Raw genomic sequence first — 22,358 nt, forward strand, 5'->3', positions numbered from 1 at the left:
GCGTACAGCTCGCCGGCAACGCCTTGGGGGACGGGCTGGCGTTGCTCGTCGAGCACATACAGCGTGGTGTTGGCGATGGGCTTGCCGATGGGCGTGTTGTCGGGGGCGCTCACGCAGTGCCAGGCACTGACGTCCACGGCGGCTTCGGTTGGGCCATACAGGTTGTGCAGTTCTACCGCTGGCAACTGTGCGTGGAAGCGCCGCACCAGGCTGCCCGGCAGTGCCTCGCCACTGCACAGCACACGGGCCAATTGTGGGGAAGCTGCAGCTGTCGGGGCATGTACTGCACCTGTGCCTGCGGCTGAAGAGAGGAATACGTCCAGCATCGAAGGCACGAAATGCAGGGTGGTGACGCCTTCGCGGGCAATGACCTCACGCAGGTACTCGGGGTCGCGGTGCCCGCCCGGCCGGGCCATGACCAGGCGTGCGCCGGTCTGCAAGGGCCAGAGGAACACATCGAAGCTGAACGGCGTCTTCTGCAAGACCACGTCGTCGGCGTGCAGGCCGTAGGCGTCCTGCATCCACAACAGGCGGTTGACCACCCCGGCGTGCTCGTTCATCACGCCCTTGGGCAACCCGGTCGAGCCCGAGGTGTAGATCACGTAGGCCAGGTGCTGTGGGGTCAGCGCTGCAACCACCGGGTTGCTCGCTGGCAAGCCGCTCCAGCTCGGCGCATCCAGGTCGATCAGCAGCCCGGTGTCCGGCACATGCCGGGTGGCCGCATGCACCAGCACCGCCACCGGCGCGCTGTCGCTGAGCATGTGCCGTACACGCTCGGCCGGGTAATCCGGGTCGACGGGCACATAGGCACCCCCGGCCTTGAGGATGGCCAGCAGCCCCACCACCATCGAAAGCCCGCGTTCGACGCAGATCGCCACCCGATCGTCGGGTTTTACCCCCAGAGCAATCAGGTGATGCGCCAAACGGTTGGCCTGTTCGTTGAGCTGCCGGTAGCTCAGGTCGCCCACTTCGGCCCGCACTGCCAGGGCATTCGGGGTGCGTGCAACCTGCGCCTCGATCATGCCGTGCAGCGTCTGCGCCAGGTCGTAAGCCGCCGCTGTGTCGTTGAACTCAAGCAGCAAGCGCTTGCGCTCATCCGCACCCGGCAACCCGGCCTGCGCCGGAATTGCCCGGTCACCCGCTGCGAAGGCCCACAGCAACTGTTCGAAGTAACCGGCAAAACGTTCGATGGTCGCTCGTTCGAACAGGGCGGTGGCGTACACGATACCGCCAGCAAAGCCGGCGGCCCGCTCACCGATGCTCAGGCTCAGGTCGAACTTGGCGATGCTGGCCTGCCCGCCCACCGCTGTCACTTCAAGGTCCGCCAACTGCAGCGCCTGGCGCCCAGGGTTGGCATCCCAGTCCAGCGTCACCTGGTACACAGGCGTGTGTGCCAGGCTGCGCCGTGGCCGCAGCAGCTCGACCACCTGCTCGAACGGCAGGTCCTGGTGGGCCTGCCCGGCCAGCACCACGGCCTTGACCCGGGCCAGCAGCGTGGCCACATCCGGCGCGCCGGAAACATCCACGCGCAACGCCAGGGCGTTGACGAACATGCCGATCAGCCCGTCCACTTCCGCTTGCTGGCGGTTGGCGACTGGCGTGCCGATCACCACCTCGTCCTGCCCTGCCAGGCGGCTCAGCAGCACTGCCCAGGCCGCCGTGAACAGCATGAACGGCGTGACGCCATGGCGCCCGCACAGTGACTTGAGTTCGCGGCTCAAGCGCGGGTCCAGGCTCAGTTCGACACTGTCACCGGCATACTGCTGTCGCTCGGGCCGTGGCCGGTCCCAAGGCAGGCTGATCAGCGCCGGGGCCCCGTTCAGTTGCGCGGCCCAGTAATCGGCCTGCTGTTGCAATGCATCCCCGCTCAGCCAGCGGCGTTGCCACAAGGCATAGTCGACGTACTGCACCGGCAAGGCCGGTAACGGGTCATCATGGCCACCGCTGAAGGCCTGGTAGAGTTCACCAAGCTCACGGACCAGCACACCCAACGACCAGCCATCGGCGACCAGGTGGTGCAGGGTCAGCAACAACACGTAGCGGTGCTGCGCCAGGCACAACACCCGCCCGCGTATGGGCAGTTCCCGGCCCAGTTCGAAGGGCCGGGCGGACTCCTCGCGCAGCAGCACTTGCAGTGCCGATTCGTCCAGCCCCAGGCAATCTTGCCACCCCAGTGTGAAGCCCAGGCTGTCGCTTGCCAGCATCACATGCGGTTCACCGTCGCGCTCGGCAAAATGGCAACGCAGGCTTTCGTGCCGCTCGATCAGGCGCCGCACGGCCCGCCCCAGCGCGGCGCGGTCGAGCTTGCCTTCAAGGCGCAAGGCGACCGGGATGTGGTACGCCGCACTGGCGTCCTGTAGCTGGGCAAGGAACCACAGGCGCTGCTGGGCGAACGACAGCGGCAACATGCCTTCGCGCGGCATGGGCGTGATGGCCGGCAGCACCTGGCCATTACGCTCCAGGCAGGCGGTGACCGCGGCCAGTGTGTCGTCGGCAAACAGGTCGGCCAATGCCAACCCGCAGCCAAGGCGCTGACGGACCTGCGCCAGCATGCGCATGGCCAGCAACGAATGGCCGCCCAGTTCGAAGAAGCGGTCGTTGCGCCCGATGGGTTGTACCTCCAGCAGCTCCTCCCACAAGGCTGCCAAGGCCTGCTCCCGCTCGCCTTCGGGGGCCTCGAATGCCGCCACCGCGTAGTCCTGTGGCCCAGGCGCTGGCAAGGCCTGGCGATCGACCTTGCCGTTGTTGTTCAGCGGCATCCGCTCAAGCATGACAAAGGCCGATGGCACCATGTACTCCGGTAAACGCCCCCGCAAGTAACTACGCAGTTCCAGTGCATCCAGCGTCGCCACCTTGCGCGTACACCAGGCCACCAACCGCAACGGCCCTTGTTCATCGGCGATGGCCATCACCACCACTTCGCCGATACCCGGGGCCTGTGCCAGTTGCTGCTCGACCTCACCCAGTTCGATACGAAAACCTCGGATCTTCACCTGGTCGTCATTGCGCCCCAGGCATTCCAGCTGGCCGTCGGCGCGCCAGCGCGCCAGGTCCCCGGTGCGGTACAGGCGGGCACCTGGCTGTTGGCTGAACGGGTCGTCGAAGAACCGCTGCGCGGTAAGCTCGGGGCGGTGCAGGTAGCCCAGGGCCACGCCATCGCCACCGATGTACAGCTCGCCGGTCACGCCGTGTGGCACCGGTTGCTGCCGGGCATCCAGGACGTAGGCCTGGGTATTGCCGATCGGGCGGCCGATGGGTACCTGTGCCGCGTCTTCTGCCAGCTCGCGCACCTCGCAGGTAACGGCAAACGTGGTGGTTTCCGTCGGCCCGTAGCCATTGAGCAAACGCAGGGTCGGCGCCTGTTGCAACAAGGCACGGAAAGCGGCGGGTTCGGCCCGTTCTCCGCCGCTGATCAGCAGCCGTAGCCTGGCCAGGGCTTCGGGGATCAGTTGTACATACTGGTTGAATAGCGCAGTGGTCAGGAACAGCACGCTGAGCCCCTGCTCCACCACCGCACTGGCAAACTGGCACGGGTCGATCAGTGTGGCGTGGTCGACCACCCGCACCTGGCCACCATTGAGCAGTGCGCCCCAGACTTCCAGCGTGCTGGCGTCGAATGCCGGGTTGGAGACAAAACCCACGCGGTCGGTGTCGAGCAGTTCGGCATAGCCATTGTTCAGCACCAGCCGCGCAATACCCCGGTGGGGCACGCAAACCCCCTTGGGCTGGCCGGTGGTGCCGGAGGTGTACATCACGTAGGCGGCGCTGCCGGCATCCTGTTGCAAACCAGGGTTGTGCCCGGGTTGACGGTCAAGCGCCAGGCAGTCGAGTTCGACGCGCTGAACCTGCACGTCAGCCGCGATATCGGCAAAGGTCAACAGCCAGGCCGCCTGGCAGTCCTGGACCATGAACGCCTGGCGCTCGGCTGGGGCATGAATGTCCAGCGGCACATAGACGGCAGCCGCTTTCAAGACGGCCAACTGCGCTACCAGCAGTGCCAGCGAACGTGGCAGCAGGATCGCCACGCTGGCCCCCGGCTGCATCCCCCTGGCGATCAGGTAATGGGCCAGGCGGTTGGCCCGCTCGTTCAGTTCGGCATAGCTCAGGGCCTGCTCGCCATGCACGGCGGCGAGGGATAGCGGATGGCGGGCGACGCGCTGTTCGAACAGGCGCTGCACGGGTGTGTCACGCGGGTACGCGTAAGCGGTCGCATTGAAGGTGGCGAGCAAGGTCTGGCGCTCTTCCGTGCCCAGCAGGGCCACTTGCGCAAGCACCTGTTGGTCATCATCGGCCATGGCCCACAGCAGCCGCTCGAAGTAACCCAGGTAACGCTGCATGGTCGCCTTGTCGAACAGCGCTGTCGCGTAGTCGAGGCTGCCCACCAAGGTGTCGCCCCATTCGCCCAGGTTGAGCGTGAGGTCGAATTTGGCCACTGTGTCAGCCTGCGCCACGGCCTCCAGTTGCAGGCCTTGCAGGTTCAGCACCGCACCTTCGGTAGCCTGCCAGTTCACGGTGGCCTGGAACAACGGCGTATGGCCAAGGCTGCGCGCCGGCCGGACGATTTCCACCACCTGTTCGAAAGGCAGGTCCTGGTGTGCCTGGGCGTCCAGTACGCGGTCGCGCACCTGCTCCAGCAAGGCCTGTGCAGTGGGCGCGACACGGGTGTCGATACGCAGGGCCAAGGTGTTGACGAACAACCCCGCCAAGGGTTCCAGTTCGGCGCGCCCCCGGCCGGCTACCGGGCAGCCGATGACCACTTCGGGCTGCCCGGCCAGGCGTGCCAGCAAGGCAGCCCAGGCCCCGAGCACGGTCATGTACAGGGTTACCCCGTGGCGCTGGGCCAAGGTGCGCAGTGCGGCGCTCAGGCGCGGTTCAAGTTGCAGCGCCAGGCTTGCACCGGCAAAGTCCTGGCGCTCGGGGCGTGGTCGGTCGCCAGGTAGCTTGAGCAAATCAGGTGCACCCTCCAGCGCCTGGCGCCAGTAGGCGGCCTGGCGCTGCAACTGTTCACCGGCAAGCCAGCGCCGCTGCCACACCGCGTAGTCGCCATACTGGATGCCCATGGCGGGTAGCGGGTCGCGGGCACCTGTCAGCTTCGCGCTGTACAGGGCGCTCAGTTCATGGGTGAGCACACCCAGCGACCAGCCGTCGGCAACGATGTGGTGCACGGTCAGGGCCAGCACATGGTGCTGTGCGCCCAGGCGCAGCAGGTGTGCCCGCAGCAGTGGCCCATGGGCAAGGTCGAATGGCGCCGCCGCCACCTCGCGCAGGCGGGCTGGCAGGGCATCGACACTCAGGTCTTCACACTGGAACCAGCCCGCACCCGGGGTAGCGGCAATCACCACCTCGGCGCTGTCACCCCGGGCGATGAAGCGGCTGCGCAAGGTCTGGTGGCGCTCCAGCATGGCCACCAGTGCGCTTTCCAGTGCTTCGACATCCAGTGGCCCGCGCAGCCCCAGGGCCAGGGGCACGTTGTAGGCCTGGCTGCCGCCCTCCATCTGCGCCAGGAACCACAGCCGCTGCTGGGCGAACGACATTGGCAGCGCTTGGCCGGGCGCCACGGGCATGATGGCCGGCAGCTCGCTGCGCCCGGCATTGGCCAGCACCTGTGCCACGGCAGCGAGCTCCGGGTTGGCGAACAGCGCTGCCAGGCTCAGCTCCACGCCAAGGCGCACGCGCACCTGCGACACCATGCGCATGGCCAGCAGCGAATGGCCTCCCAGGCTGAAGAAATGATCACGCCGCCCTACCCGCTCCACGTGCAGCAACTGCGCCCATAGCTGCGCCAAGGCGTGTTCCAGCTCGCCCTCGGGTGCTTCAAAAGCGTGTTCGAACAACGCCGCACGTTCGGGCCGCGGCAGCGCCCTGCGGTCAAGCTTGCCATTGGTGGTCAGCGGCAGTTCTGCCAGCTCGACGAACGCCACCGGTACCATGTATTCCGGCAGCTGGGCCTGCATCTGGGCGCGCAGGCCTTGCGGGGTGAGCGGCTGCACGGCGGGTGTGGCCGTGAAGTACGCGACCAGCCGAGGCTGCCCAGGCTGGTCCTCACGCGCAATCACCACGGCTTCGTCGATGCCGGCCAAGGCCGCCAGGCGGCTCTCGATTTCGCCCAGTTCGATGCGCACACCACGGATCTTCACCTGGTCATCGTTGCGGCCCAGGTAGTCCAGGGTGCCGTCCGCCAGCCAACGCACCAGGTCGCCAGTGCGGTACATGCGCCCGCCCCCGGCGGCCACGAACGGGTCGTCGAGAAAGCGCTGGGCAGTCAACTCAGGGCGGTTCAGGTAGCCACGGGCTACCCCGGCGCCGCCAATATACAGTTCACCCGGTACGCCCAGCGGCACCGGTTGCAAACGGGAATCGAGCACGTACAACCGCACGTTGTCCACCGGCCTGCCGATATGCAGCACAGCACCTGCGTCCAGGGCACCGGAGCTGGCCACAACAGTGGTTTCGGTAGGCCCGTAGTTGTTGACCACGGCAAAGCGCTGGGTACGGTTGAACTGGCGCAACCGGTCGCCACCGATCAGCAGCGTGCGCAGGGTGGAATGCTCCAGCTGGTGGTTGAAGGCATATTCAGCCACCGGCGTGGGCAGGAAGCTCACGTCCAGCGGCTGCGCTTGCCACCAGGCAAGCATGGCGTCGAGGTCGTCGTTGCCCTCGGCCGAAGGCGCCAGGTGCAGCGTGGCTCCGGCGCACAACGCTGGCCATACTTCCCAGGCCATGGCATCGAAACCAAAGCCGGCCAGGCTTGAGGTGTGTCGGCCCTGGCACAGGTCGAACGCGCGGCAGTGCCAGTCCACCAGGTTGTTGACGGCCCGGTGCTCGACCATGACGCCCTTGGGCTGGCCGGTCGAGCCGGAGGTGTAGATCACATAGGCCAGGTGGTTCGCGGCAAGCCCCGGCACCACCGGGTTGTTATCGTTCGCCGGCCAGTGCGGCTGGTCCAGCAACAGCAACGGCACGGCCAGGTGGGCCAGGCGATCACGCAATGCCTGTTGCGTCAGCACAACCACTGGGCCGCTGTCTTCGAGCAGGTAGCGAACGCGTTCGTCCGGGTGCGCCGGGTCCACAGGCACGTAGCCAGCGCCGGCCTTGAGCACAGCCAGCAAGCCCACCAACGTTTCCAGGCCGCGCCGGGCCAACACCGCGACCCGGTCGTCGGGGCGTACGCCCAGGCCGAGCAAGTGGTGCGCCAAGGCATTGGCACGCTGGTTGAGCTCGGCATAGGTAAGCTGCGCACCACCGCTGGTGGCGGCAATCGCCTCGGGGCATATGACTGCCCGCTGCTCGATGCGTTGATGCAGGGTGAGCTGCTGTTCGTAGTGGGCGGTGCAGTCGTTGAAGGCTTCCAGCAGTTCCTCGCGCTCAGCGGCCGGGAGCATCTGCAGCGCTTGCACTGCCACATGCGGCGCCTGCAGCAGGCTTTCCAGCGTCTGTTGCAGGTAGGCGCAAACGCGCTGGACCGGCACTTGGGCACTGGCCAGCAGGGTCAGGCGAAATGCCTCGCCCAGGTCATCCACGCTCAGGGTCAGCGGATAATTGGTAGCCTCGCTCGACTCTACAATGTCGATGCCGGCCAACGCCGCGCGCCGGGGTTCGGCATTGCCGCCTTGTGCGCTGTGGCGATAGTTGAGCAAGGCATTGAACAGCGGCGCCGGCGCGGCCACGCCACTGCAACGCTGGGCCAGTGCCAGGGGGGCATGTTCATGGCGCATCAGGGCGCTCAGCCGCTGGTGAGTGGCGCGAATGGCGCTGCCCAGGTCGGCACCGCCCAGGTCCACCCGTAGCGGCAGCGTGTTGATGAAGATCCCCAACGCCCGGTCGGTAGCTTCGGCGCCCAGCAAGCGGCCCATCAGCACGGTGCCGAACACCACTTGCTCGCGCCCGGTCAGGCCGCCCAGTACCCGGCCCCAGGCCAGGTGGAAAAGGCTGGCGACACTCACCCCAAGGGTGCGAGCCTGGGCGCGCAGGCCCTGACACAGCGCCAGTGGCAGGTCCAGCAGGTGCTCGGTGTGAACCTCGCCATTCCCCTGAACGTCCTGAAGCCCGTAGGCCAGGGTTGCTTCGTCGATGTCACCCAGCATGTCGCGAAAGAACGCCTCGTGCTGGGCCTGGCTGATACCCAGCACGGCTTGTGCCACGTAGTTGCGAAACGGTACCGGTGTGCCCAGGCGCGCGTGTTCGCCGGCCAGAAAGGCAATCAACTCCTGGCGCACCACGTCCAGCGCGCTGTGGTCCATGGCAATGTGGTGAAACTGCAAGGTAGCGCCAAGCGTCCCGTCCGCCCCTGGCGCTTCGCGCAGCAGGCGGATCAGCGGGGCCTTGGTCAGGTCGAGCCAGTTGCGCCCGGGGGCATCGGCAGGCAGCGTCAGCACCGGTAGCTCGGCTTCGCGCCTTACCACCTGCAGCGGTGTTTCCAGCCCATGCCAGTGCACCGAGGTCCGCAGGATATCGTGCCGGGCGATCACGCCGCGCAGCGCGTCTGCGAAAGCCAGCAGGCGAGCCTCGCTGGCAAACTTGAAGCGCGCCTGCATCACGTAAGGGTCGCTTTCGGTGGCACTGGCGTGATGGAACAGCATGCCTTGCTGCAATGGCGCCAGCGGGTAAATGTCCTGCACATTGGCTGCGCCGCCGGGGATATCGGCGACGATACGGTCCAGGGTGGCCTGGTCGAGCGTCACCAGGTTGAGCATTTGCGCGGTGATGTGCGTGCAGCCCGCGGGTATGAGGTTACCCGGCACCTGCACCGCGCCCTGTTTTACCGCCTTGTACTCGCCGCGTTCGATCATGCCCACCAGCGCAGGCTTGTGCGCACGCAACTGCGCCACCAGAGCGGTGTCGGTGAGTGCCTGGCGGTTGCCCTGAACCACCAGTTGGCCATCCTTGAGTTCCAGCTGCACATTGTGGGCGGTCAGTGTTGCCAATAATTGGTTGATGCTCACAGGACGATCTCCATTCTGTCTGTGATGGCTGCATAGCCGGCCAGGGTGGGTTGCTCGAACAGGGCACGCACGTCGGCCTCCAGGCCTTGCTCGCGCAGGCGCGAAGTGAGGGTCACCGCCAACAGCGAATGGCCGCCCAGTTCGAAGAAGTTGTCGTGCCGCCCTACCCGCTCGACGCCCAGCAATTCGCGCCACAAGGCCGCCAGCAGGTTTTCGGTTTCGCCTTCGGGGGCCTCGAAGGGGCGCTCCTCGATTGCCTCGGGCGTTGGCAATGCCTTGCGGTCGAGCTTGCCGTTGGGGCTCAGCGGCAGCGCGTCGAGGTGCATGAACAGCGCTGGCACCATGAATTCCGGCAGGTGCGCCAGCAAGGCCGTGCGCAGGGTTTCGACCGGTTGCTGCTCGCCGGTGTAGTAGGCGACCAGGCGCTGGTCCCTGGCGACGACCACGGCTTCGTTGATGCCGGCAAGGGCCGTCAGGCCGGCCTGGATCTCGCCCAGCTCGATGCGCAGGCCGCGCAGCTTGACCTGGTCATCGTTACGCCCCAGGTATTCGATGGTGCCGTCCGGCAGGTGCCGCGCCAGGTCGCCGGTGCGGTACAGGCGTGCGCCCGGGCGGGTGCTGAACGGGTCGTCGATGAAGCGTTCGGCGGTCAGCTCGGCGCGGTTCAGGTAACCGCGGGCCACCTGGACACCGCCGATGTACAGCTCGCCGGCAACGCCTTGGGGGACGGGCTGGCGTTGCTCGTCGAGCACATACAGCGTGGTGTTGGCGATGGGCGTGCCGATGGGCGTGTTGTCGGGGGCGCTCTGGCAGTGCCAGGCGCTGACGTCCACAGCGGCTTCGGTCGGGCCGTACAGGTTGTGCAGCTCTACCGTTGGCAACTGTGCGTGGAAGCGCCGCACCAGGCTGCCCGGCAGCGCCTCGCCGCTGCACAGCACACGGGCCAATTGTGGGGACGGTGCCGTTTTCGGGGCATGCACTGCTGCTGTGTTTGCGGCTGAAGAGAGGAAAACATCCAGCATCGAGGGCACGAAATGCAGGGTAGTGACACCTTCGCGGGCAATGACCTCACGCAGGTACTCGGGGTCGCGGTGCCCGCCCGGCCGGGCCATGACCAGGCGTGCGCCGGTCTGCAAGGGCCAGAGGAACTCCCACACCGAGACGTCGAAGCTGAACGGCGTCTTCTGCAAGACCACGTCGTCGGCATGCAGGCCGTAGGCGTCCTGCATCCACAACAGGCGGTTGACCACCCCGGCGTGTTCGTTCATCACGCCTTTGGGCAACCCGGTGGAGCCCGAGGTGTAGATCACGTAGGCCAGGTGCTGCGGGGTCAGCGCTGCAACCACCGGGTTATCCGCTGGCAAGCCGCTCCAGCTCGGCGCATCCAGGTCGATCAGCAGCCCGGTATCCGGCACATGCCGCGTGGCCGCATGCACCAGCACCGCCACCGGCGCGCTGTCGCTGAGCATGTGCCGTACACGCTCGGCCGGGTAATCCGGGTCGACGGGCACATAGGCACCAACATCCAGCATCGACGGCACGAAATGCAGGGTGGTGACGCCTTCGCGGGCAATGACTTCGCGCAGGTACTCGGGGTCGCGGTGCCCGCCCGGCCGGGCCATGACCAGGCGTGCGCCGGCCTGCAAGGGCCAGAGGAACTCCCACACCGACACATCGAAGCTGAACGGCGTCTTCTGCAGGACCACGTCGTCGGCGTGCAGGCCGTAGGCGTCCTGCATCCACAACAGGCGGTTGACCACCCCGGCATGTTCGTTCATCACGCCTTTGGGCAACCCGGTGGAGCCCGAGGTGTAGATCACGTAGGCCAGGTGCTGCGGGGTCAGCGGTGCTACCACCGGGTTGCTCGCTGGCAAGCCGCTCCAGCTCGGCGCATCCAGGTCGATCAGTAGCCCGGTGTCCGGCACATGCCGGGTGGCCGCATGCACCAGCACCGCCACCGGCGCGCTGTCGCTGAGCATGTGCCGTACACGCTCGGCCGGGTAATCCGGGTCGACGGGCACATAGGCACCCCCGGCCTTGAGGATGGCCAGCAGCCCCACCACCATCGAAAGCCCGCGTTCGACGCAGATCGCCACCCGATCGTCGGGCTTTACCCCCAGAGCAATCAGGTGATGCGCCAAACGGTTGGCCTGTTCGTTGAGCTGCCGGTAGCTCAGTTCGCCCTCTTCGGCCCGCACTGCCAGGGCATCCGGGGTGCGCGCAACCTGCGCCTCGATCATGCCGTGCAGCGTCTGCGCCAGGTTGTAGTCCACCGCCGTGTCATTGAAGCCTACCAGCACCTGCTGGCGTTCCGCAGGCTCCAGCACCGGCAAGTGTTGCACCGCCAGGGCTGGTGTGTGCTCCAGGGCCTCGACCATGGTTTGCAGCACCTGGTTCATCTGCCCGCAGATGCGCGCTGCGCCGATCTCGGCCGGTGTCATGGCCACCAGCCGGAACCCTTCACCCAGGTCGTCCACATTCAGGCTCAACGGGTAATTGGTGCGCTCCTGCCCTTGCAGCACTTCTATGCCTTCCCAGCCTTGGCGCTGCGAAGCATCGCGCTCGGCACCATGGCGGTAGTTGAGCATGGCACTGAACAATGGCAACGGCGCGGCCACGCCGCTACAGCGCTGGGCCAGGGCCAGGGAGGCGTGCTCATGGGCCAGCAGGGCACTCAACCGCTGATGCACCGCCTGGGCTGCGCTACGCAGGTCGGTGTCGGCGAGATCGACACGCAGCGGCAAGGTGTTGATGAACATACCCAATGCCCGCTCCGCACCCTCACCGCCCTGCAGGCGGCCCAGCAGCACAGTGCCGAATACCACGTTGTGTTTGCCACTGGCCGCTGCCAGCAGGCGGGCCCAGGCCAGGTGGAACAGGCTGGCAACGCTGATACCCAGCTGCCGGGCGTGCTGGCGCAGGCGTGTTGCAAGTTCGGCCGTGAGCGGCAGGCTGGCTTCTTCCATGCCACGGCCGTCGCCTTGTACGTCACTGAGGCCGAACGGCAGGGTCGGCTCATCGATATCGGCCAGTTGTTCACGGAAAAACGCCTCATGCTCGGCCTGGCTGGTGCCCAGGCGGGCCTGGGCCACATAGTTGCGGTATGGCACCGGCATATGGGCCGGTGCCGGGGCGCCTTGCAGGTGGGCGGTCAGCTCTTCGCCGATCACCTCAAGGGCGGTGTGGTCGAGGACGATGTGGTGGAACTGCAAGGTGGCTTCAATGGGGCCATCCGAGTCGGTGTACAGCAGGCGGATCAGCGGCGCCTGGCTCAGGTCGAGTGCCGGGGTGCCTTCTTCGCAGTGCAAGCCTGCGCTTGCAGGGGTGAGCGACAGCCTGGCGCTGCGCAGCACCACCTGGACGGGCTGGGGTAGCCCTTCCCAGAAGATGGCAGTGCGCAGCACGTCGTGGCGGGCAATGACCTGGTCCAGGGCAGCTGCAAAGGCCTGCAAACGTTCGAAGCTTGAGAAACGCAGCCTGGAGAAGAGCACGTAGGGGTCGTGCTCGGCGCTCAGGTGGTGATACAGGATGCCTTCCTGCAAGGGTGCCAGGGGGTAGATGTCCTGAACGTTGGCCGCACCGCCAGGTACCTGGGCGACAATGCGCTCGATGGCGGCCTGGTCGAGGTCGATCAGGCTGAGCAGGTCTGCAGTAATGTGCGTGCACCCTGCGGGTATACGGTTCTCGGGCACGCTCACTTGCTGGTTGGCGCCCAGGGTCGTGGCCAGCGCGGCGATGGTCGGTTGGCCGAACAGGGTGCGAACATCGACCTGCAGGCCCTCCAGGCGCAGGCGTGCAGTCAGGCTGACGGCCAGCAATGAATGGCCGCCAAGTTCGAAGAAGTTGTCGTGGCGGCCGACTTGCTGCACACCGAGCAGCTCTTCCCACAGCCGCGCAAGGAGGCGTTCGGTAGCCCCGGACGGTGCCTCGTAAGGGCACCCGTGCAGTGCAGCATCCGCTGCCGGCAGCGCTTTGCGGTCAAGCTTGCCGTTGGGCGTGAGTGGCAGTGCCTCGAGATGGATGTACAACGCCGGCACCATGTACTCGGGCAGGTGTGCCAGCAATGCCTCGCGCAGGCTCTGCGAAGGCTGCGAAGCCCCGGTGTACCAGGCAACCAGGCGTGCGTCATCGACCGCGAGCACGACCGCTTCACGCACATCCGGCATGGCAGTCAGGCAGGCTTCGATTTCGCCAGGTTCGATACGCAGGCCGCGCAGTTTGATCTGCTGGTCGGCGCGGCCAAGGAACATCAGGTTGCCGTCCTGCCCCAGGCGTACCAGGTCGCCGCTGCGGTACAGCCGTTCGCCTTCGACGAACGGGTTGGCGATGAAACGCTCGGCCTGTTGTTCGGGCAGGCCCAGGTACCCGCGTGTCACGCCGGCGCCGCCGATGTGCAGCTCGCCGGCTACCCCCCACGGCACAAGCTGGTCGCAAGGGTCCAGCACGTAAAGCCGGGTGTTATCGATCGGCTTGCCGATCGGCAACGCCCTTTGTGGCAATGCAGCATCAGGGGCCAGCGTCCACACGCTGCAATCCACCGTGGTTTCGGTGGGGCCGTACACGTTGTGCAGGCGTACCAGCGGCAAGCGCTGGCGCACCTGGGTTGCCAGGGCTTCAGTCAGTTCACCACCGCCGCAGACGATGTCGGTCAGGCTGGTGCAGTGGCTGCTGCCTGGCTGATCGAGGAATTGCTGGAGCAAGGCGGGTACGAACTGCACCACGGCTACCCTTCGCGCCTGGATCAACTGCACCAGGTAGGCGGGATCTTGCTGGCCGTCGGGGCGCGCCAGCACCAGGCGCAAGCCGCTGCACAGCGGCCAGAACAGTTCCCAGACCGACGCGTCGAAACTGACCGGGGTCTTGTGCAATACACCCCCCTCGCCCGCTGTCGGAATCAGGCGCCGGCTCCATTGCACCAGGTTGACCACGTTGCGGTGCTCGACCATCACGCCCTTGGGCAGCCCGGTGGAGCCCGAGGTGTAGATCACATAGGCCAGATGCGCTGCGCCAAGGCCAGGTACACGCGGGTTGCTTATCGGTTGCTCGGCCCAGCACGGCTGGTCAAGGTCGATCAGCGGCGCCTGCGCAGCAGGTGCGATGTGACGGGTGGCGCCATGCACCAGCACTGCCCGCGGCGTACTGTCAGCCAGCATGTGGCGAATACGTTCGGCCGGGTAACCGGGGTCGACCGGCACGTAGGCAGCCCCGGCCTTGAGAATCGCCAGCAAGCCGACCGGCAGGCTCAGCCCACGTTCAACACAGATTGCCACACGATCATCGGGTTCAATCCCCAGGGCGATCAGGTGGTGGGCCAGGCGGTTGGCCTGCTCGTCAAGCTGGCGATAGCTCAGTTCACCGTCGTCGGCCTCCAGTGCAATGGCGTCGGGGGAGCGGCGCACCTGCGCCTCGAACAGGGTATGCAGCGGCTGCTCAAGAGCGTGCAGCTGGGGGGGCTGGCTGGCCAGCAACTGCTGGCGCTCGGCGGGTGTCAGCACCGAAAGCTGCTGCACAGGCAGGCCTGGCTGATGCTCGAGCGCATCCAGCAAGCCAATGATTGCCTGCTGCAACTGGTCACATACGCGCTGGGCTCCCACCTGCGGGGCCACCTGCGCAGTGATGCGCAGCCCGTCACCAAGGTCATCGACGTTGACGCTGAGCGGGTAGTTGCCATGCCCGCCTGCCGGCAGTACTTCTATCCCTTCCAGTGCCTGGTGACGCGCCTGCTGCTCACTGGCCGTGGCACCGTGGCGGTAGTTGATCATGGCGCTGAACAGCGGCGCCGGGGCCTTCACGCCACTGCAACGCTGGGCCAGCGCCAGCGAAGCGTGTTCATGCACCAGCAGCGCAGCAAGCCGCTGATGGGCCTGGCGGACGCCTTCGCGCACACTCAACCCTTGCAGGTCCAGGCGCAGCGGCAAGGTATTGATGAACATGCCCAGGCCACGGTCGGCGCCGGCACCGCCTTGCAGGCGGCCGAGCAGCACTGTGCCGAATACCACGCTGGCGTTGCCGCTGGTGGCGGCGACCAGCCGCGCCCAGGCCAGGTGCACCAGGCTTGCGGCACTCACGCCCAGTTGCCGGGCCTGGTCGCGCAGGCGCTGGTACTGGGCGGGCAGCAGTGCCACGCTGGCAAGGTCGAAGTCGCCGGCCCGGCCCTGCATGTCGGCCAGGCCATAGGGCAAGGTCGGCTCGTCGATATCGGCGAGCCCGGCACGGAAAAAGGCCTCGTGTTCGGCTTCGCTGATGGCCAGGCGCGCCTGGGCAACATAGTTGCGGTACGGTACCGGCAGTTGCGTCGGTGGCAGGCCGTGCAGATGATCACGGATTTCTTCCAGCACCACTTTCATCGCGGTATGGTCGAGGACGATGTGGTGGAACTGCAGGGTGGCTTTGATGGGGCCGCCCGAAGCGCTGTAGCGCAGGCGAATCAAAGGGGCCTGGGCCAGATCGAGGTCAGTGCCGGACGCTTCGCTGCCACAGGTTTCCTGCCCAACCGGCGGGACCTTGCGCAATACCACTTGCACGGGCTGGGCCAGGCCATCCCAGAGCACGGCGGTGCGCAGCACGTCGTGGCGGGCTATGACTTTATCCAGCGCGCCAGCAAAGGCCTGCAGGCGCTGCTGGCTGTCGAAGACGATGGGCCATTGCAGCAAATACGGGTCTTCACCGGCTGCGCGAAGGTGGTGGTAAAGGATGCCTTCCTGCAGCGGCGCCAGCGGGTAGATATCCTGCACATTGGCAGCGCCGCCACGCACCGTGGCGACGACGCGCTCGATGGCCGCCTGGTCCAGCGTCACCAGCGCCAGCATCTGCGGCGTGATTTGCGTGCAGCCGGCCGGGATACCGTTGTCGGGTACAACCACTTGCCGGCCTTTGCCGAGGGCGGCAGCCAGCGCCGCAACTGTCGGTTGGCCGAACAGCACACGCACATCGGTTGGCAGGCCCTGTTGGCGCAAGCGCTCGATCAAGGTAACCGCCAGCAACGAGTGGCCGCCCAGTTCGAAGAAGTTGTCATGCCGCCCTACCCGGTTCACGCCCAGTACCTCGGCCCATACCTGTGCCACGGCCGCTTCGGTATCGCCCACTGGGGCTTCATAGCCATGCCCGACCAGGTCGGCCGTGTCCGGCTCCGGCAGCGCCCGACGGTCAAGCTTGCCATGGCTGGTCAGCGGCAGTTCGTCCAGGCGGATAAAGGCCTGTGGCAGCATATGCGCGGGCAGGCAGGCCTGCAGCGCCTGGCGCAGGCTGCCCACTGCCACGGCTGCCGTTTCGGTAAACCAGGCCAGCAGGCGTTCGTCGCGAACCAGCACGACGGCATCGCGGATACCCTCCTGGGCGGCCAGGGCGGCTTCGATCTCGCCCAGTTCCACCCGCACTCCACGGATTTTCACCTGGTCGTCGTTGCGGCCCAGGTAGTCCAGGGTACCGTCGGTGTTCCAGCGCACCAGGTCGCCACTGCGGTACATGCGTGCGCCCGGCAGCCGGCTGAACGGGTCGGCCAGGAAGCGCTGCTCGGTCAGTTCCGGGCGGTTGCAGTAGCCGCGTGCCACCTGGGCACCGCCAATGTACAGCTCGCCCGTAACGCCTACCGGCACCGGCTGGCGGTGTTCGTCCAGCACATAGGCCCGGGTGTTGGCAACGGGCTTGCCAATATGCAGCGCAGCCCCCGGCAGCAGCACACCCGAGGTCGCCACCACCGTGGTTTCGGTCGGGCCATAGTTGTTGACCAAGGCAAACCCCGGGTCGCGGTCGAAATGGCGCAGGCGGTCGCCACCGACCAGCAGGGTGCGCAGGGTCGGATGCTGGATTGGACGGCGTAAGGCCTGCTCGGCGACCGGCGTGGGCAGGAAGCTGACCACCAGGGGCTGCTCCAGCCACCAGTTCAGCAGCTCCTCGACGTGTTCGTTGCCGATGTGCGCTGGCGGCAGGTGCAGCGTGGCACCTGCACACAACGCCGGCCACAGCTCCCAGGCCATGGCGTCGAAACCAAAGCCCGCCACGCTTGACGTGCGGTCGCCGGCCTCCAGGGCGAAGGCCTGGCAGTGCCAGTGCACCAGGTTGACCAACGTGTGGTGCTCGACCATTACCCCTTTGGGCTGGCCGGTGGAACCCGAGGTGTACACCAGGTAGGCCAGTTGATGTGCATCCAGCCCCTGAACCTGTGGGTTGTCGTCCCGGCCGTGGAATGCGCCTGGCTGGTCAAGGTCCAGCCGAGGGATATCGCCGGGCAGCCCGACGCTGTGCGAGTCTGCCAGCACCAGCACCGGGGCGCTGTCGGCCAGCAGGTAGGCTATACGCTCGGCCGGATAGGCCGGGTCCACCGGCACGTAGGCCGCGCCGGCTTTCAGTACCGCAAGCAGGCCGATGATACGCTCGCAGTGGCGGCCCGCGCACAGGGCAACCCGGTCGCCACACCGCACGCCATCGGCGATCAGGCGGTGCGCCAGCTGGTTTGCGCGCAGGTTCAGCTCGCCGTAACTGAGCGTCTGGTCACCCTGGCTCACTGCACTGGCATCGGGTGTGCGAGCGGCCTGGGCCTCGACCAGGGCGTGCACGGTTTGCCCCTGCGGGTAGGCTTGTGCCGTTGCGTTGAAGCTGCCTAATAGCTGCTGGCAGTCCGCAGCCCCCAGAACAGGCAGGCTGCCCACCGTGGTGCCTTGGCCTTGTTCCAGCGCCTGGACCAATTGCGCGACGGCGTTGGCCATCCACCCGGCCACCCGCGCTGCGCCAATGACGGGCACGGCCAGCACGCTGAAGGTAAAGCCGCGGCCCAGGTCGTTGACGCTCAGGGTCAAGGGGTAGTTGCTGCGCTCTTCGCCGCCCAGCAGGCGCACGCCCTCCCAGATGCCCTCGCCTTCGCGCGGTGCATCATCGGCACTGTGCCGGTAGTTGAGCAGCGCGCTGAACAACGGCGCCGAAGCTGCCACGCCGCTGCAGCGTTGGGCCAGGGCCAGGGGCGCGTGTTCATGGGCCAGCAGTGCCGACAGAGCGCGGTGAGTGCTACGTACGGCAGCCTGTACCGGCGCCGTGGTATCAACCCGCAGCGGCAAGGTATTGATGAACATGCCCAAGGCCCGGTCGGCGCCCTCGCCGCCTTGCAGGCGCCCCATCAGCACGGTGCCGAACACCACGTCGCTGCGGTTGGCCAGCACGCCCAGCACGCGGGCCCAGGCCAGGTGCATCAGGCTGGCGGCACTGACACCCAGTTGCCTGGCCTGGCTGCGCAAGCGCTGCGCCACCGCGTCGTCCAGCGCATACGCTGCGCTTTCGATTTCACGGCCATCGCCCTGCACATCGGCCAGGCCCAGCGGCAAGGTCGGCTCATCGACGTCTGCCAGCATCTCACGGAAGAACGCTTCATCGCCGCTGTGGTCACCCAGGCAGGCTTGGGCCACATAGTTGCGATACGGCACGGCGGGCGGCAGGGTGTGCCCCTGGCCGAACAGCAGCGCGCGCATTTCGCGGGCAACCACGTCCATGGCCGTGTGGTCGAGGGTGAGGTGGTGGAACAGCAGAACCGCCACCACCTGGTGGTTGGCCGGGTCCAGGCTGTAGTACAGCCGGGTCAGCGGCGCCTGGTGCAAGTCCATGCGGTGCTGGCGGGCGTCGAAGCGAGCGTGCAACTGGTCGATGCGTTCTGCCCCTTCCTGTTCGGGCAGGTCATCGATTTCACTGACGCACAGCTGCGCCTTGCGCCACACCACCTGTACCGGCTGGGGCAGGCCCTGCCAGTGCACGGCAGTACGCAGGATGTCGTGACGGTCGATCACCTGTTGCAAGGCCCCGGCCCAGGCCAGCAGGCGCTCGACGCTGTCGAAGGCCAGACGGGTCTGCAGCAGGTAGGGGTCGCCCTGTTCGGCGCTCAGGTGATGGTAGAGCACACCCTGTTGCAGCGGTGCCAATGGGTAGATTTCCTGCACGTTGCCAGCCCCACCAGGCACGCTGGCGACGAGTCGGTCGATCACGGCCTGGTCCAGCGCTACAAGGCTGAGCATGCCCGGGGTGATACGTGCGGCGCCTGGCGGCACCCGGTTGGCCGGTACTGCGACTTCCTGGCCTGTCCCCACCACGGCCGCCAGTGCCGCCACGGTCGGCTGGGCGAACAGTACCCGTACATCGATGAGCAGGCCCGCCTTGCGCAGGCGCTCGACCAGGGTCACGGCCAGCAGCGAGTGGCCGCCCAGTTCGAAGAAGTTGTCGTGCCGCCCGACTTGCTCCACCCCCAGCACCTCGGCCCAGACCCTTGCCATGCTAGCTTCGGTCGCGCCTTGGGGCGCTTCGTATTGCTGGCCGAACAGTTCCGACGAGCCCGGGTCGGGCAGCGCCCGGCGGTCCAGCTTGCCGTGGCTGGTGAGGGGCAGTTCGTCCAGGCGGATGAATGCCACTGGCAGCATGTGTGCAGGCAGGCTGGCCAGCAGGGCCTCACGCAGCTCTTGCGGGCCAACCGGGTTGGTCTCGGTGTACCACGCCAGCAGGCGGTCACCGCGTACCAGCACCACGGCATCGCCGATACCCGGTTGCGCACTGATTGCGGCTTCGATTTCCCCAAGCTCCACCCGCACACCGCGGATTTTTACCTGGTCGTCATTGCGCCCGAGGTAGTCGAGGGTGCCGTCGGCGTTCCAGCGCACCAGGTCACCGCTGCGGTACATCCGTGCGTCGGCCTGGGTGCTGAACGGGTCGCCAAGGAAGCGTTGTTCGGTCAGGTCCGGGCGATTGAAGTAGCCACGTGCCACTTGCGCACCGCCGATGTAGAGCTCGCCGGTAACGCCGACAGGGACGGGCTGCAAGCCTTCATCCAGCACATAGACCCGGGTATTGGCAACCGGCTGCCCGATATGCAACACGCCGCCAGGCAGGATGCGCCCCGAGGTCGCCACCACCGTGGTCTCGGTCGGGCCATAGTTGTTGACCAGGGCAAAGCCTGGGTCACGGTCGAACTGGCGCAGGCGGTCGCCACCCACTAGCAAAGTGCGCAAGGTTGGGTGCTGCTGCTCGCGGCGCAGGGCCTGCTCGGCCACCGGGGTGGGAAGGAAGCTGACCGTGAGCGGCTGCTCAAGCCACCAGTCGAGCAGCTCGTCGACGTGCTCGTTGGCGATATGGGCCGGTGGCAGGTGCAATGTCGCCCCGGCGCACAAGGTTGGCCACACCTCCCAGGCCATGGCGTCAAAGCCGAAGCCGGCGACGCTGGAGGCATGCGCATCGGCATCCACGGCAAAGGCCTCACAGTGCCAGTGCACCAGGTTGGCCAACGTGTGGTGTTCGATCATCACGCCCTTGGGTTGGCCGGTGGAGCCCGAGGTGTAGACCAGGTAGGCCAGTTGCCGTGCATTCAGCGCGGGCAGCTGCGGGTTGCTGTCGATGCTGCCATAGGCATTGGCCTGGTCCAGGTTCAGGCGTGGCACCTCTGGCGGCAGGCCTTCGATACCCGTTTGCGCCAGCACCAGTGCCGGGGCGCTGTCGGTCAACAAGTAGGCGATGCGCTCGGCCGGGTAGGCAGGGTCGACCGGCACGTAAGCAGCGCCGGCCTTGAGCACTGCCAGCAGGCCTACCAGGCGCCTGCCGTTGCGCGGCAGGCACAGGGCGACCCGGTCGCCCACTTGCACGCCCTGGGCAAGCAACTGGTGGGCCAGCCGGTTGGCTTGCCGGTTCAATTCACCGTAGCTCAGCGCCTGCCCGTCCTGCAGCAGTGCGTGCGCATCGGGGGCCCGGGCCGCCTGGGCCTCGACCAGCGCATGCACAGTGTGGCCTTGTGGATAGTGCCGGGCAGTGGCGTTGAACTGCTGCACGACCTGCTCACGCTCAACCGGCGGCAGCACCGCCAGCGCCTGCAATGGCGTGGCAGGTGCCTGTTCCAGGGCATCGACCAGGCTGGCCAGCACCTGTTCGAACTGCCGGCACAGACGTGCGGCATCCCATTGCGGCAGGCTCTGCACGGTCAGGCGCAGGTCCAGCCCCAGGTCATCGACGCTGACGGTCAGCGGGTAGTCGGTACGTTCCTCGGCCCCGACGATGTCGATGCCAGGTGCCACAGGAATGACCTCGGCGGCATCCCCGGCATCGCTGTGACGGTAGTTGAGCATGCTGTTGAACAGCGGCGCCGGTGCCGCCACACCGCTGCAGCGTTGGGCCAGGGCCAGCGATGCCTGTTCGTGGGCAAGCAAAGCGCTGAGCCGCGCATGGGTGGCAAGCAGCCCGTCACGGACTGCCTGCTGACCAAGGTCGATGCGCAGTGGCAAGGTGTTGATGAACATGCCCAGCGCCTGCTCGCCACCGTCGCCGGTGGTCATGCGGCCCAGCAGCACGCTACCGAACACCACTGCCTGGCGTGCAGAAAGCTGCCCGATCAGCCGCGCAAAGCCCAGGTGCAGCACACTGGCCGGGCTGACCCCGAGTAGCCGGGCCTGGTTACGCAGGCGCTGGCTGAGCGACGGCGCCAGGGTATGGCGGGCCTGCTGAAGGGGTTGGTCCGTCTTGCCCTGCAGGCCGAAGGCAAGTGTCGGCTCGTCGATGTCGGCCAGCATCTCGCCGAAGAAGCGCTCATGGGCCTGTTCGTCCAGGGCTTGGCGGGCTGCGGCCAGCACATTGCGAAACGGCATGGGGGCAGGCAGTTGCGCGGACGTACCGGCCAGGTGCGCCTGGATTTCACGGCGCACGATGTCCAGCGCGGTGTGGTCCATGATCACGTGATGGAACATCAACAGGGCCACCCACTCATCACCCTCGCCCTGCGCATGCATCAATTGCATCAGCGGTGCCTGGCGCAGGTCGAGGCGGTAATGGCGCGGGTCGAAGCGTTCACACAGGCCGGCCAGGGCGCTGCTGCCTGCCAGTGGCACGGCCTCGCGCACCAGTGCCGCCTCACGCCATACCACTTGCACGGGCGCATCGAGGTATTCCCAGTGCAAGGCGGTACGCAGGATATCGTGGCGCTGGATGACCCATTGCAACGCCTGGGCAAAGGCGTCCAGCCGGGCCTTGCTGGCGAAGCGCAGTTGCACCTGCGACAGGTAAGGGTCGCCCTCGCTGGCGGACAGGTGGTGGTACAGCATGCCCTGCTGCAGCGGCGCCAGCGGGTAGATGTCCTGCACGTTGGCCGCACCGCCCGGCACGCTGTCGACGATACGGTCGATGGCTGCCTGGTCCAGTGTGACCAGGGGCAGCATGTCGGGGGTAATACGAAATGCCGGGCTAAGCCAGTCATCATCCTGTTCGGCAAGCATCTCCAGCAAGGCCGGCTTGTGCCGAGACAACGCCTCCCACAAATGGTCGTCCAGGGTGTCGTCGTCGCCGAGGACGATCAGGTCCTGGTCTTCACGCTGGAGTCGGATCGCACGGGTGGAAAGAGCAGCCATCAGTTCGCTGAAGTGCATCGGTAAGCATCCTGCTTTGCCTGGAAAGGGGAATGGTGGAAAC

At 66.7% G+C, this 22,358-nt stretch carries 1 protein-coding gene and 1 pseudogene; both read right to left on the reverse strand.

The window, feature by feature from the left end:
- Positions 1-2 precede the first annotated feature (2 nt).
- Positions 3-8,942 (reverse strand): annotated as a pseudogene (locus AK81_RS05415) (amino acid adenylation domain-containing protein); the annotation flags it as partial.
- Positions 8,939-22,315, reverse strand: coding sequence for a non-ribosomal peptide synthetase (locus AK81_RS05420; RefSeq protein WP_050491844.1), 13,377 nt, complete (start codon positions 22,313-22,315; stop codon positions 8,939-8,941). The pseudogene AK81_RS05415 and the gene AK81_RS05420, both read right to left, overlap by 4 nt.
- Positions 22,316-22,358 lie beyond the last annotated feature (43 nt).

This window comes from Pseudomonas putida W15Oct28, from assembly GCF_000708715.2.
GTDB lineage: Bacteria > Pseudomonadota > Gammaproteobacteria > Pseudomonadales > Pseudomonadaceae > Aquipseudomonas > Aquipseudomonas putida_R.

Bases quoted from the DNA above. Each gene is read 5' to 3' on its own strand.
- AK81_RS05420 (WP_050491844.1), bottom strand. From the start codon at position 22,315: ATGCACTTCAGCGAACTGATGGCTGCTCTTTCCACCCGTGCGATCCGA.